The 13,468-nt window shown below is 58.6% G+C and carries 12 protein-coding genes; 7 read left to right on the plus strand and 5 right to left on the minus strand.

Annotation, left to right across the window (positions count from 1 at the left end; all coding sequences use genetic code 11):
- The first annotated feature begins 490 nt into the window (after window positions 1-490).
- Together BIND_RS15710 and BIND_RS15715 are read left to right on the plus strand one after the other, a co-directional pair.
- Window positions 491-1,369, plus strand: coding sequence for a 3-hydroxybutyryl-CoA dehydrogenase (locus BIND_RS15710; protein WP_012386011.1), 879 nt, complete (start codon window positions 491-493; stop codon window positions 1,367-1,369).
- A 313-nt stretch (window positions 1,370-1,682) separates the two neighbouring features.
- Complete coding sequence (locus BIND_RS15715) at window positions 1,683-2,252, plus strand: HNH endonuclease (RefSeq protein ID WP_012386012.1); 570 nt, start codon at window positions 1,683-1,685, stop codon at window positions 2,250-2,252.
- A 588-nt stretch (window positions 2,253-2,840) separates the two neighbouring features.
- On the opposite strand, the gene BIND_RS15720 is transcribed toward BIND_RS15715, so the two are convergent.
- The gene (locus tag BIND_RS15720; protein WP_012386013.1) at window positions 2,841-5,147 is read right to left on the minus strand and encodes a phosphocholine-specific phospholipase C; all 2,307 of its coding nucleotides are present in this window, start codon (window positions 5,145-5,147) and stop codon (window positions 2,841-2,843) included.
- 1,127 nt (window positions 5,148-6,274) lie between these two features.
- Window positions 6,275-7,033, minus strand: coding sequence for an endonuclease III (nth, locus tag BIND_RS15725; protein WP_012386015.1), 759 nt, complete (start codon window positions 7,031-7,033; stop codon window positions 6,275-6,277).
- Between the two features lie 210 nt (window positions 7,034-7,243).
- Here nth and BIND_RS15730 point away from each other — a divergent pair, with 210 nt between their 5' ends.
- The gene (locus tag BIND_RS15730; RefSeq protein ID WP_012386016.1) at window positions 7,244-7,792 is read left to right on the plus strand and encodes a DUF2244 domain-containing protein; all 549 of its coding nucleotides are present in this window, start codon (window positions 7,244-7,246) and stop codon (window positions 7,790-7,792) included.
- Between the two features lie 105 nt (window positions 7,793-7,897).
- Here BIND_RS15730 and BIND_RS15735 read toward each other — a convergent pair whose 3' ends face one another.
- The 3 genes from BIND_RS15735 to BIND_RS15745 all read right to left on the minus strand — a co-directional run bounded on the left by BIND_RS15735 (window position 7,898) and on the right by BIND_RS15745 (window position 10,143).
- Window positions 7,898-8,158 (minus strand): hypothetical protein, encoded by a 261-nt coding sequence (locus tag BIND_RS15735; RefSeq protein WP_148210670.1) that lies wholly within the window; start codon window positions 8,156-8,158, stop codon window positions 7,898-7,900.
- A gap of 206 nt (window positions 8,159-8,364) precedes the next feature.
- On the minus strand, window positions 8,365-9,486 hold the full coding sequence (alr, locus tag BIND_RS15740) for an alanine racemase (RefSeq protein ID WP_012386018.1): 1,122 nt from the start codon (window positions 9,484-9,486) through the stop codon (window positions 8,365-8,367).
- Between the two features lie 168 nt (window positions 9,487-9,654).
- Window positions 9,655-10,143: an FxsA family protein gene (locus tag BIND_RS15745; RefSeq protein ID WP_050764052.1), complete on the minus strand. Its 489-nt coding sequence runs from the start codon at window positions 10,141-10,143 to the stop codon at window positions 9,655-9,657.
- A 255-nt stretch (window positions 10,144-10,398) separates the two neighbouring features.
- Between BIND_RS15745 and BIND_RS15750 the strand changes: the two genes are divergently transcribed.
- The 4 genes from BIND_RS15750 to BIND_RS15765 all read left to right on the plus strand — a co-directional run bounded on the left by BIND_RS15750 (window position 10,399) and on the right by BIND_RS15765 (window position 13,447).
- Window positions 10,399-11,181 carry a Tim44/TimA family putative adaptor protein gene (locus BIND_RS15750; RefSeq protein ID WP_012386020.1) on the plus strand — a complete coding sequence of 261 codons (783 nt, stop codon included), beginning with the start codon at window positions 10,399-10,401 and terminating at the stop codon, window positions 11,179-11,181.
- A 126-nt stretch (window positions 11,182-11,307) separates the two neighbouring features.
- Window positions 11,308-12,456 (plus strand): murein transglycosylase A, encoded by a 1,149-nt coding sequence (gene mltA / locus BIND_RS15755; RefSeq protein WP_012386021.1) that lies wholly within the window; start codon window positions 11,308-11,310, stop codon window positions 12,454-12,456.
- Window positions 12,453-13,088: a Smr/MutS family protein gene (locus BIND_RS15760; RefSeq protein WP_012386022.1), complete on the plus strand. Its 636-nt coding sequence runs from the start codon at window positions 12,453-12,455 to the stop codon at window positions 13,086-13,088. The genes mltA and BIND_RS15760 overlap by 4 nt, the downstream gene beginning before the upstream one ends.
- The gene (locus BIND_RS15765) at window positions 13,085-13,447 is read left to right on the plus strand and encodes a helix-turn-helix domain-containing protein (RefSeq protein ID WP_012386023.1); all 363 of its coding nucleotides are present in this window, start codon (window positions 13,085-13,087) and stop codon (window positions 13,445-13,447) included. The genes BIND_RS15760 and BIND_RS15765 overlap by 4 nt, the downstream gene beginning before the upstream one ends.
- The last annotated feature ends 21 nt before the right edge of the window (window positions 13,448-13,468 follow it).

The raw sequence follows: 13,468 nt of genomic DNA on the forward strand, positions 1-13,468 counted from the left end.
TTTCACTTTAGCTTGGTTGTCTTTGCCTATAAGCTCTTGACGTTTGTATCATCAGCCTGGAAATAGGCAGTCCGACCAGAAGCTTCAAAATACACGGCCTTTTGCAACGCGCGGAACCCGTGAACACGATGGTCGGAACGAGGCGATGCATGACGTCAAGGTTTGCGACCAATCCGGCATCCTGTCGAAAGGTTTCAGCTCGAGCGATTTCCGCCGGAGCGGAAATCCTGCTGAGAGAAAGACAGGCAGGCACAGGTCACCTGGCAACGTCCGCACACATTCAAACACGCGATACTCCTCTGTCGCGCAGGCTCGCCAGGAGCCGCGAGGGCAATTGTGTGGAGCAGGCGCCGGGGCCTTCTCGTTTCGAAGACACATCCCCTCACATTTGAACCCGGGCATCCGGACTTAATCATAGCATTTGGACCGCATCACAAAGATCGCTAAACAGGTTTCTTTAGGACCGATGTGATGCCGCAGGGCGAATAAAATGACAGAAATCAAAAAAATCGGAATTGTCGGGGCGGGACAGATGGGATGCGGCATCGCTCAGGTCTGCGCGCTCGCGGGAATAAAGGTCGTTCTCAATGATATTTCCAGCGACCGCCTCAATGCAGCGCTTCCCACGATCACAGCCAATATGGACAAGCAGATCAGGCGCCAGCAGATCACCGAGACCGCCCGCGACGGCGCGCTTCCACACATCAGCCTGTCACCCGATTACGCCGGCCTCGGAGACAGCGATCTGGTGATCGAGGCGGCCACCGAAAACGAGGAGGTCAAACGCAAGATCTTCAGTGAGATCTGCGCGGTTTTGAAACCCGAGACGATTCTCGCCAGCAACACATCCTCCATTTCGATCACGCGATTGGCCTCGGTCACCGACCGGCCCGAGCATTTCATGGGCATTCACTTCATGAATCCCGTGCCGCGCATGCAGCTCGTCGAATTGATCCGCGGTATCGCCACCGAAAACTCGACTTTCGAAACGGCCAAGACCTTCATCACCCAACTCGGCAAGACGGTGACGGTTTCCGAGGATTTCCCGGCCTTCATCGTCAATCGTATTCTGTTGCCGATGATCAATGAGGCCATTTATACGCTTTATGAAGGGGTCGGCTCCGTCGAAGCCATCGATACTGCGATGCGGCTCGGCGCCAACCACCCGATGGGTCCCCTGCAACTGGCCGATTTCATCGGTCTCGACATCGTGCTATCCGTCATGCAGGTCTTGCATGAGGGTCTGGCCGATTCGAAATACCGCCCCTGCCCCTTGCTTGTGAAATATGTCGAAGCCGGCTGGCTCGGCCGCAAGGTGCAGCGCGGTTTCTACGATTATCGCAGCGGCACCCCAATCGCCACACGCTGAGGCCGGGGCGCGGGCGCGCTTCAGAAGACCGCCATTCGCATAAAACGTAGACGCCGCCCTCGGCGGTCATTATAAAGTCACGGAACGCTGTTTAAGACATGAGACCATGTTGAGCCGAACCAGATTCTGGCGCGACTCTTGAATCGAAATCGAGGCCTCCTCTGCGGGGTCAAGGCATGCCACCCTTGCTTGACGGATCGTCTTAGCTGGTAAGGCGGACCGTTTTGCCTCGGGTGTCCAGGGACCGTGTCAACACGGTTCGAACCCAAATTTGGAGCCTCCGGCCCTGCCGTGCTTCAAGCGAGGTGCCGATTTGACGGTTCACTTCCAACCTCTCGTCTCGCCCGAGGCTTGCCCAGCCCTCGTGCTCAATGCCGATTTTCGGCCCCTCAGCTATTATCCCCTGTCGCTCTGGTCGTGGCAGGATGCCATTAAAGCGGTCTTCCTCGATCGGGTGAATATCGTTTCCCATTACGATAAGACAGTCCGAAGTCCGAGCTTCGAGATGCGGCTGCCTTCCGTTGTTTCCCTCAAAACCTATGTCAAACCTTCGCGTCATCCCGCCTTTACGCGATTCAATGTTTTCCTCCGCGATCGCTTTACCTGCCAATATTGCGGTTCACGCGAGGATCTGACTTTCGATCATGTTCTGCCGCGCTCCAAAGGCGGCACCACGACCTGGGAAAATGTCGTCGCCGCCTGTTCCTGCTGCAATCTGCGCAAGGGCGATAAACTTCCCGACGAGGCCCATATGTGGCCGGCGAGCCCCCCCTATCAGCCGACCGTCGGCGATCTGCACCAGAACGGCCGCCAATTCCCGCCCAATTATCTGCATGAAAGCTGGATGGATTATCTCTACTGGGATTCCGTTTTGGAGCCTTGAGACATATATCACGCCGACCAGCGCGAATTGATCCCCGCCATGCCCTCAATGCCGCAAAGATGGGCAGCCGGCTGGACCGTATCGGGAAATACAGCTTCCTCAAGCCGGTGCCACGGTTTCGCACGCACCACGGTTTCGCACGCAATAGAGTCGCCCAATAGGGCCACCGGAACGCTGGCAACCGGACATCGCGCAGCTCGCACCCGCGGTTTCGCCGCCACTTCAAGCGCGTGTATGGCGCACCGCCAATTCAGGCCGCGCATTGCGGGGAACGATCCAGACCCCACCCTCTACCTTTTCAACTGAATATGCCCGCCCGAATTCGGCCGGTTTCTCAATCTGTGCGCACATGCGTGTAAACCGATGCGGGATCATCGAGTTCGGAATGTCGATAAGAGGCTTGGCTAAGCGCGTCAGTATGATCGGTATGAAATGACAAGGCGTCCGAGGACGCCTTGTCTCAATCGCGAGTATCCACACTCGTTGAAGCGTAACTCGTCGCGGTTCAATGAGGACAAGTGGATAAGTTTAAAAAGTGCGTATCGAGAATCTGCGATACTCGATACGAGGCAGGTTGCTTGCCCGTCTTCAGAAGCTGTCGGTCAGACCCATGGCAGGATCGCTCACCGAGTGGCGGCCGGTCTCGACGCGGCCGGCCAGGCGGCGTTGGAACGTGCTATCGAAATCACTGGTGACCGCGAAATCATACCAGCCGCCCGTGGTCTCCAATTTCCAGTACAATGCGACTGGCCGGTGGGCAGGAACCGTGAGGTCCCACGAAGTGCCACGGCTGGGGAACGGACCCGCCTTGGGCTCGGAAAAGGCAATCAGCGGCCTGTAGATCTTGTTGGACTTCACCGTGAAGCGCACGGCGCCCGTGCCATCATTGCGCAATTGCAGGATCAGACCACCGCCCTGAGCATCATAGCTCACGCCGATCTCGGGGTTCGATGCATTACTCATCCGCACCCGCTGGAGGAAGCCCTTGAAATGGCGGTGGAAGCCATTGGGGCCGAGCACCCACAGGTCGTACAGGCCATTGTTTGCGTCAGGCACTGTCCATTCATCCTCCAGCACCTTACCCGGCTCGACCGCATAGCGCCGCGGTATCTGGTCAAGGTGCAGGTTGTCATAGACGTGAAACACGGCGCCGGCATAGCCGGAATTCGCGAACACCAGCTTGACCGTGCCCTTGCCGGCCTCGACATACGCTGTGGCCTGTAGTTCGTAGGGCAAGGCGCGCGAGGGTCGCACGCCAGTGGCCTGCGCCGGCACAATGGCGTCAGTCGGCGGCGTGATCTTCGGGAGCGCCTGCTGGTTGGCGGTCAGCGTATCGGCCTCGCTCTTGGTCTTGCGCCCAGCCAATGTTGGTAGACGCTCGGTATTGGGGAAGGCGAAGTTGAAAGCGCTGGTGAGGTCACCGCAGATGGCGCGGCGATATTTGCTGATCTGCTCTTCAACCACACCGAAGCGCTTTTCCAGGAACAAAAGCGTCGAGGTGTGATCGAACACCTGCGAATTGACCCAGCCACCGCGGCTCCAAGGTGAGACCACCCACATCGGCACGCGCGGGCCGGGGCCGTAGGGCCGGCCGTCGCTCGCGGGCTGGTTCGTGGTCGCGGGCTTATAGTTATGGTACTCGACAGCCAGATCGCTGTCGCTCAGCGTGGTCTTGCCAGCCGCGCTTCCATCAGGATTGATCGATGGCACCGCCGGTGACGGCAGGTGGTCGAAGAAGCCGTCATTCTCGTCGAAGTTGATGAGAAGGACGGTCTTGCTCCAGACGTCCGGGTTGGCCGTCAGCGCGTCCAGGACCTCCTGCATGTACCATCCACCCTTCGCAGGGCTCGACGGTCCGGGGTGCTCGCTGTAGGCGGACGGCGGAATGATCCACGACACCGCAGGCAGAGTGTCATTCGCGATATCATCACGGAGCGTTTCCAGAAAGCCATACGGCATGGTGTTGCCGAAGCCCTTGGCCAGCGGGCTGAGCTTGTCGTCGATAGCCGGGTCGTAGAATGGACCCGCGAGGTTGACCGGCTGCGTGATGTCCGTCGAGGGGACAAAGACCGGCCGGCGCTCCGGAGGCATCTGCTCGATGGCGGCACGCCAGTGGCGGAAGCTCATCATTTCGTTGCAGCCGAAATTGTCGATCAGGCTCTGATAAACCTTCCAGCTCACACCAGCCTTCTCCAGCCGGTCGGCATAGGTGGTCCAGGTCCAGCCCTCGGAGGACGGGCCAATGTCATTCCCGCCGTTGAACTGGTTGTTCAGAGTCGCCACTGCGACACTGCTGCCATCAATTGGGCTGATACCGTTCGGGCCGTTGGTACCACTCCAGTAGAACAGCCGGTTCGCGATGGTGCCTGTATGCATCCCGCAATGATAGTGATCGCACAGCGTGAAGGCCTCGGCCAGAGCGCGTTGGAACGGTACTTCCGCAGTGTCATAATAGCCCATCGAGAGCTGATTCTTGGCATCCGGCCATTTGTACATGCGGCCGTGATCCCACGCCGCTTGCGCATCAGACCAGGTGTGGGGCGTGCCACCGGCTCGCTGCGCATTGCCCTTGGTCTCATCGAGGTGATAGGGCGTGAAGGTGCTGGGCGGCGTTGTCTTGGTATAGGTTTGGTAGAATATGTTCTTGCCGTTAGGCGTTGGAATCGCGAAACGGTCACCGTAACCGCGCACGCCCTTGAAAGTGCCGAAATAGCCGTCAAAGGAGCGATTTTCCATCATCAGCAGCACCACGTGCTTGACATCTTTGATGCTGCCGGTCTCCGAGAAGGCGGGAATGGCCAGCGCACGGCGGATGCTGGGTGGAAAGGCTGCCAGCGTGGCGGCGGCAATGCCGCCGGTGGCGGAGCCTTTCAGGAATTCGCGGCGAGAGTTCATTAGAAGGGTCGACCTTTTTTTAAGACAAGAGGATAGATGAGGGGCGCAGCTCACGCTGCGCGCACGGAAGGTCCGCGCACGGGAAAGGGTGGGGAAAAGGTGAAGTCCGGGAGCGTATGCGAGCCGTCAGCCCGAACGCGTCGCGCTGGCGCTGGGCGGCCCCGATCCGTTTGATAGAGGCGATGGCGCAATTGCTCGCACCACAGAAGCAGCAACGATCCTCATGGATTTGTTTACCCGGAATACTCTTGATGGAGGCTCACCCACAGACAGTGAGCGTGAATCGCCTCTCGAATAGCTTGAGCTTAAGTAGATAAGATGACAGCCGGATAAATGTTGCCCACCTGCCCAAGGTGCCAACTTTGATGGTTTGGATCAGCCCGAGGTCCGCGTCCGTTGCCGCAAAGCCGGCACGATCAAGCGAGCATGGGTAATGAGGATTTTCCGGCCCAAAGCCGGGATTGGGAAATCAGCGCTATGCAATGGCCTGCGGAGGACACAGTTTTCGGCGGGCAACAATCGAACTTGGCCGGTAGCGCTTGACAGGATGGAGAATGCCGAATGCTGTCGCATTGGCAGGCAGGCAGAGAACAATGAAAAAGAAAATGATAATGATAACTATGTCTGTGCTACCGCTCTCCTTTCCGAGACGGCACGCCGGTCCCGGGCAAGCTCTTTCGCTTCTTGCCAGAGCGTGTTTCCGGAAATGTCCCGGCAGGATTCAGGAGATTTGACGCGTTCAGCATGAGACGCAGAGAATCACCGGTCATAGGCCTGACCGATGCCAATGATATCAAACGATGACCGATGTCATTTGACCATCGGTCAGTTCGGACATGGCAATGAAGATCAATGGAAAATCGGCTTTGATGAAGGGAGCATCAAGTGGCTCGTGTGCAGTTCGCCACCGCCCTCATTAACACTGCGCGTCACGAAATGCACATTGACGATCGTAAGCAGTTACAGTTTGCGCATCGCGGACAATATTCTTCGTATACTATCCACCATGAGGTCGATAAGTCTTACGGCAGTCGAGCCAATCCATGACGATGGGGCCCCGCAATGGCTGCAAGGCATCAAGGCCCGCTTTGATCACCTCTGCTGGGTCAACCTTCGTGCGGCGACCATCAAACCCGCTTTTCCGGCGAATGGCATAGATCGGAGATAATGCAGCGTTCGCATTCCGGCCGCCGAGCCTTGCAGACATGGCGTCCATGCAAGATCAGCCAGACGTGGGCATGGAGTTTATATTCGGGCGGGACGATCTTCTCGAGTCCCTGTTCGACGGCAAGCGGGGTTTTGCCGATCGCAAGCGGAATCCGGTTCGAGACGCGAAAAATATGCGTATCCACCGCGATGGTGGGCTCACCGAAGGCAATATTCAACACCACATTAGCAGTTTTACGGCCAACGCCCGCAAGACTTTGCAGGGCTTCGCGGTCATGCGGCACTTGGCCGCCGTAATTCTCGATCAAGTTTGCGCATAAAGCCATGATATTCTTGGCTTTGGCTTGGTAGAGACCGATCGTCTTGATCATATCGCGCAGTTTATCCTCACCGAGAGCCAGCATTTTTTCGGGGCTGTCGGCTATGGCGAAAAGCGCTTTCGTCGCTTTATTGACACCGGCATCCGTCGCCTGCGCGGAAAGCACGACGGCGATGAGAAAGGTGAAATCATTGACGGAATAAAGTTCGCCCTCCGGATGAGGGTCCGCGGCGGCAAAGCGCCGGAAAATTTCGGCCACTTCCGCGAGGTCCGGCAATTTCGCCTTCGCCTTACGGGTTTTAGCCGAAGCGCGAATTTTGGTTTCACGGATCTTCGCGGCGCCGATCGGAGTCAGCGCGGCCTCCGGCGGCACGGAGACAGGCGTCTGAGGCTCCTTCATATCGACTGAAGCCTCTGAAGACTGGAACTGCTTTTTCCTTGCCATGCCCGTTATACCAAGAGTTGCAAATTGCGAAGAGCTGCCCTTGGTTCCTTCTCAAATTTTCGCTTTTTCAAAGGCATAGCGGAAATTTGAGAGTGTTCCAACGGTCATTTATCATGATTGTTGGGATCATATGTGCGAAAAAGGGTGCAGAGAAGGGGGTCGTCAATGTCCCTTGAGGATCATCGAGCCAATAATCAAACGAATGAGTCCGAGATTTGCGCCACGATCGACCCATCGGAGCCGAAGCTGTTTTCGGCCCGGCTGTTTCCGCATCGCTCGCTGACCAGGCGCCATTTCCATCTGCTTTTGATGGTGTTTTCCGGCGCCAGTTTCATTTCGAGTCTCCCCTTCATCTTTTTCGGCGCCTGGCCGGTCGCCGGCTTCATGGGGCTCGATATTCTTTTGTTCTTTCTGGCCTTTCGAGCGAATTTCAAGGCCGCGCGCGCCTATGAGGACGTCTGCCTCACGCCATTCGAATTGCTGATCGCCAAAGTCTCCGTCAAGGGACAACGGTCCGAATGGCGTTTCAATCCGGCCTGGGTCCGGCTCGACCGCGAGGAGCATGAGGAATTCGGCACGCAGCGGCTGGCGCTTGTCTCGCACGGTCGCCGGCTGGAAATTGCGGGTTTTCTCGGACCCGATGAAAAAGCGGCCTTCGCCGGCCGGTTTTCGCGCGCGCTCGCCGAGGCGAAAAGGGGACCACGCTTTTCTTAAGAAAAAGAAGGGGCCGACCCGCAGGCCGCGCCCCTTGAATGTCACGGATTTCGAAAATTCCCGGATCGGATTGGGACCCCGATCCCGGAATTTTCGCCGATCCGATCAGTTGGAAACATTGCCCGGACCTTCGGGGAAGGCGGGAGTTGCGCCATCTCCGAGGCGTCCGCGCGTACCCGAGCAATGATAACGATGCGAGGCATCGCAACCGAAGGAGTAAGCGGTGGCGCCCTGATCCGGAACCAGCGCAGTATAGGCCCGCAACGGCTTATCCTGGGCAAGAACGGGAGAGAGGGAAGCGATGAAAAGCGAAGCCGCCAGTACGACGTGGCTCCGCTTTATGAAGCCGAACGTGGGAGTTGACATGGACATATCTGCCTCTGCGTGGGAGTTGCAAAGCAAGGCAAATATAAGGAAATTGTGCAGCGCAAAACAGTATAAAGAATTTTATTCTCTTTCTTAGCCCTGAAAAGACAGCATTTTCTCCAAGTAAAATAGCCGTGACCAGGCGAACACGCTGCTCTTTATCGGATCGATTGAGCGTTTGCGAAGGCAAGGTTACAAAAGCAAAGTTACAAGGGCTGATAGCGGCGGTGACAGCGACGGCCGAGATTGCTCAGGATTTCATAGCCGCTGACATTCGCCATGGCCGCGAAATCGTCGATCGTGACCGTCTTGCCCAGTAATTCGACCATTTCACCACGTTCGAGATAAGTCGCATCGGAGACGTCGATCACGCTGTAATCCATGGCAATGTCGCTCACATAAGGGCAGAGCGTGCCCTGGATCAGAGCCTTGCCACCGACATGTTTTTCATTATCGGTGAGCCCGGAGGGAATGCCGTCCGCAAGTCCCGCTGCCACCATGATGACACGGCGCGGCCCCCGCGCCTTCCATAGGCGCTCTACGCCGACGCTATGGCCGGGCTCCAGCACCCGGACCTGGATGATATGCGCATCGAGCCGAACGACAGGTCGCATGGGATTGGGGCGGCCCGGCACCGGGTTACCGCCATAAAGCGCATAGCCCGGCCGCACGAGATCATAGAGCGGTGGATTATTGTCGAGAAAGATCGCCGCCGAATTGGCGAGCGATGCGGGCACACCCGGATAGCGCGCACGGATCTTGTCGAACGCCTCGATCTGGCGGTCCGCGATACTGTCGTCGGCGGTCACGAGCTGGCTCAAGAGCAAGGTGACGTCGAACAGGGGCGAAAGATGATCGACGCGCTCAAGATCATAGAGCTTCAGACCGAGCTGGTTGACACCCGTATCGATCCGCAATCCCGCCTTCAAAAGGGAACCATCAGGCGCTCTTTTATGCGACGTCGCGCAATATTGTCCCCAGTCCTCAACTTCCGGCACGGAATTGAGAACGGGACGCAAATTATGCGCGGCGAATGTATATTCCTGCGCCGGCCTGACACCATTCAGGACATAGATAATGGCCTCCGGAGCAAGCGCCCGCACCTCGGCGCCCTCAAAGGCATGGGCAACGAAAAAAGTCCTGCAGCCGGCCTCGTAGAGGGCCTTGACTACGGGATGAAGGCCGAGACCATAGGCATCAGCCTTGACGACCGCTCCGCATTCCGTGCCGGATACCGCCTGGAGCGTCTGCCAATTGGCGACGATGGCGGCAAGATCGATGGTCAGAATAGCGCCCGCGCCCCGCAGGCTGATCTCTTTCTGGTCCATGAAGTCGGGAAATCCGTAATATGGCTGTAAAAGGGCCCGCTCGCGCGAGGCTGTTCTTTTACGCAAATTCCGTGCAGCTGGGCAATGGCACGGAGTCAGCACGGCGGTACGGACCGGGATCTCACCGGGCGATTACTGTTCTCTCCAGCACCTGTTCTTTCGAGGCGCCTATTCCTTGCGGGTCCATTCATCCGGCGACAATTCAATCGTCTGCGGATTATGGCGCGGACCGCGTGATGTCCCGAATTTACCGGTTTGCAGGCGATCCATCACAAAGGAACGGATCGTCGGGGCGATCAAGGCAAGGCCGACGAGGTCGGAGACAAAGCCCGGCAGGATCAGCAAAAGCGATCCGAGCGCAGCCAGCGACCCATCGAACAGAGCCTCGCGCGAGAAATTCTCCCGCGCGCTCCACTTGTCCCGTAGCCCCAGGGTCGCGGCGAGACCGACACGGCGCAACACCACCAGTCCAACAAGACTGGTCAAGAGCCCGAACAGAATAGCGCCACTCAAGCCAGCGACATGGACGACGATAGCAAATACCGCGATCTCCGTGCCGAGCCAGACCAGAAGAAACAGAAACAAAGGGTTAAAACGCATTGTGTGCGACCAAGGATAGGGCATCCAGCGGGCTGGATATTCGGCGTCGTCGTCCAAATATGATGAGCCAAGGGCCTTCGCGCAATATGTCGCTTGGAGATCCCGGTTGTTCGGAAATCGCTTGGCGTTGCAACCAAGGCTCCTATTCCCGCGCGGGCGTAAAACGGTCTATATCTTTTACTCTTTCGAATGGCAGTGGGTGGCCCTTCCGGCCGGCCCCTGACCAATTCCCCTTACCAGTCCCCCTTGCCAATCCCTTCGAGAGATTTTTCCAGGCGGCAACGGGTTTCGACCAAGATTTCAGGCGAGCCGATGACGCATGAGCCACCCTTCGATATGTCGATCGTCATATTTGCGCTTCTCGCCGCTTTCCTGATCTGGAAGCTGCGTTCCGTGCTCGGCACCCGTCAGGGCAATGAAGAGCCGCGCGACAATTCCGTGCCCGGGCAATGGCCATCCCTTTTTTCACCGAAATCGCAAGATCCATCGCAAGCCAACAAGAATGGCGCACCGGGTCAACCGACTTTTCCCAATCGCCCCTCTCCAGCGGGAGCGTCGGGAGCTCCCGCCGAGGCCGGCCGGAATTGGAGCGCTTTCGTCGAGCCGAACTCACCAGCCGCCGCGGGGCTCGAAGCCATTGCCAAGGCTGATCCGGCCTTTGCCCCTGGTCCCTTCCTCGAAGGCGCGCGTCACGCTTACGAAATGATCGTGAACGCCTTTGCCGAGGGCCAGCGCAGCGCGCTCGCCAATCTGCTCGTGCGCGACGTCTATGCCGGCTTCGAGGCGGCGATCACGGAGCGCGAAAGCCAAGGCCATAAGGTCGAATTGACCTTCGTCTCCCTGGACGCGGCCAAGATCGAGGAGGCTGCCCTTTTTCATCAGATCGCCGAAATCACCCTGCGCTACAAGGCGAAGATGATCAAGGTGACACGCGACGCACAAGGCGCCGTGGTGGAAGGCTCACCCGATCATGTCGTGGATGTCGACGATCTTTGGACCTTCGAACGCATGATCGGCTCGCAGGATCCGAACTGGAAACTGGCGGCGACCAAAACGGGCACAATGGCAAGCGAGGCAACGGAAACCAGGGAATGAGCGTTCCGATCAAGGTCGGTTCTGCTTTTGAATTCATTCCGATCGGTTTACACAGAACGGACCTCCTGGTTTCATGCCCGTGTGAAGCCGCTTGCCGCTCTCTAAAATGTTCCAGATCATCGCACCATGATGGCCGCTTCGCCGAACCTGGCCCAGACGGCCCACAAGACGCCTTTTAGCGCACGGGAAATCCCTTTCGCGGATTTGCCAGGCATCGAGCGCGAGGACTTTGGCGCGGCTTTCGAGGTTTTTGCCGCGAGTTGCAAGGCCTTGGCTGAAGACCGGCCGCCGCTCAGAATCGGGCGCCGACCATCGCCCGCCTTGCTAGCCCTCTGCCGGCGAGTCGCGGAGGAAGCACCGATACAGCGCGATGTGCAAACAGCCCGCGCCTTTTTCGCGCAAAATTTCCGCCCCTTCGTGATCGAGCCGCATGACGCCAATGGCACCGGCCAGGCCTTCTTCACGGGCTATTATGAGCCGGTCGTCGAAGCTTCCCTGACACCGACGCCGTTTTTGGCCACACCGATTTTCGGCCGGCCCCATGATCTCGTTAGTCTCCCTTTCGATCATCCTTCCGGCCTCACGGCGATGCGCCGGTGCGCTGATGGCCGATTGGTGCCTTATCCGGATCGGGCCGCGATCGCGGCGGGCGCGCTTTGCGGCCATGCTGCTCCCCTTGCTTATGTCCGCGACGAGGCCGAGGCTTTTCTCATTCACGTGCAAGGCTCGGCGCGCCTGCTTCTGCCCGAGGGAGAAGCACGGCTCGTCTATGCCGGCCGCAACGGCCATCCCTATCGCTCGATCGGCAGAATGCTGATCGAGCGCGGTGAAATTTCGCCTCAATCCATGTCGCTTGCCGCGCTGAAAGGCTGGATCAGGGCGCATGGGCAAAAATCCGGCGAGGCGGGGCTGGCGCTTCTGCATGCCAATCCGTCCTATATTTTCTTCCATCTGGAAAAGGCTCTTTCCAGCGAGGGACCGATCGGCGGCGCCGGGCTGCCTCTAACGCCCTTGCTCTCGCTCGCGATAGACCGCTCGCTCTGGCCCTATGGGACACCCGTCTGGATCGACGCCCGCCTCCCCTGGGAAACTCCAGAGCCGACACCGTTTCAACGTCTGATGATTGCGCAGGATACGGGCTCGGCCATTGTCGGTCCGGCGCGGGCCGATCTCTTCATGGGGTCTGGCGAAGCGGCCGGTGCAAGAGCCGGCGATATTCGCCACCACGGCACCTTCATCGTTCTTCTGCCGCGCGATGAAGAGGTTTTGCCATGAAACACGATCCGCCGAGACGGCGGACGCGCATACTGAGCGAGGCCGAAATCGAACTCTGGCATCAAGTGGCGCGAACCGTGGTGCCGCGCGAAGGGGCCAGCCTGCCGGCACTGACGATCAAGCAGCAAAATCTTGAAGCCGAAGCGATCAAGCCCGTGCTGCCTCAGGCCGCCACGCCGGTGTTGCCGCCGCGTGCGCCGGCGCCCCCTGCCCTGGCGCCACTCGATCCGAAAATGCGCCAAAAACTCGCACGCGGTCGCCTGACCCCTGAACGCTCCATCGATCTGCACGGCATGTTCCAGCAACAAGCCTTCGTCGCTTTGCAGAATTTTCTCGTCAAGGCACAGCGGGAGGGTATCCGTCTCGTTCTCGTCGTCACCGGCAAGGGTGACGGCAACAAAGGCGAGGGCAAGGAGGCGGGCCGTTTCGGTTTCTCTGACAGCGCACGGGAGCCCGGCGTCTTGCGGCGCAATGTTCCGCTCTGGCTCGGCGGCGTCGAATTGCGCCCCATCGTCATCGGTTTCGAGGAGGCGGGCCGGCTGCATGGCGGTGGCGGCGCGCTTTATGTCCGCTTGCGCCGCGTGGACCGTGTCCCGATCATGACCACCAGCAGAAAGAAAGGGGCGAAATGACACCTTTCGGCGAAAAATTGCGCCAATTGCGCGCCGCCAAGGGGGTCAGCCTCAAAACCATGGCGGCGGCGCTCGGGGTTTCGCCAGCCTATCTCTCGGCGCTCGAACATGGCAAGCGCGGCCAGCCGACCTATTTCTTCGTGCAGCGCACCATCCTCTTCTTCAATATCATCTGGGACGAAGCGGAAGAACTGGTGCACCTCGCCCAACTTTCCAATCCGCGCGTCGCCATTGACACGGCGGGCCTCAGCCCGCGTGCGACCGAATTCGCCAATCGCCTGGCGCGGCAGATCGACAAACTCGATGAAAGCCAACTCGCGACATTGCTGGCTCTGCTGCCGCGCGAGGGGCCCGGGTGACGCCTTTTTGAAAGGAAAGAG

This window comes from Beijerinckia indica subsp. indica ATCC 9039, from assembly GCF_000019845.1.
Lineage (GTDB): Bacteria > Pseudomonadota > Alphaproteobacteria > Rhizobiales > Beijerinckiaceae > Beijerinckia > Beijerinckia indica.

Coding starts and splice junctions, on each gene's coding strand:
- BIND_RS15710 (WP_012386011.1), top strand. CDS start 491: ATGACAGAAATCAAAAAAATCGGAATTGTCGGGGCGGGACAGATGGGA.
- BIND_RS15720 (WP_012386013.1), bottom strand. CDS start 5,147: ATGAACTCTCGCCGCGAATTCCTGAAAGGCTCCGCCACCGGCGGCATT.
- nth (WP_012386015.1), bottom strand. CDS start 7,033: ATGAAGGAGCCTCAGACGCCTGTCTCCGTGCCGCCGGAGGCCGCGCTG.
- BIND_RS15730 (WP_012386016.1), top strand. CDS start 7,244: ATGTCCCTTGAGGATCATCGAGCCAATAATCAAACGAATGAGTCCGAG.
- BIND_RS15735 (WP_148210670.1), bottom strand. CDS start 8,158: ATGTCAACTCCCACGTTCGGCTTCATAAAGCGGAGCCACGTCGTACTG.
- alr (WP_012386018.1), bottom strand. CDS start 9,486: ATGGACCAGAAAGAGATCAGCCTGCGGGGCGCGGGCGCTATTCTGACC.
- BIND_RS15750 (WP_012386020.1), top strand. CDS start 10,399: ATGACGCATGAGCCACCCTTCGATATGTCGATCGTCATATTTGCGCTT.
- mltA (WP_012386021.1), top strand. CDS start 11,308: ATGATGGCCGCTTCGCCGAACCTGGCCCAGACGGCCCACAAGACGCCT.
- BIND_RS15760 (WP_012386022.1), top strand. CDS start 12,453: ATGAAACACGATCCGCCGAGACGGCGGACGCGCATACTGAGCGAGGCC.
- BIND_RS15765 (WP_012386023.1), top strand. CDS start 13,085: ATGACACCTTTCGGCGAAAAATTGCGCCAATTGCGCGCCGCCAAGGGG.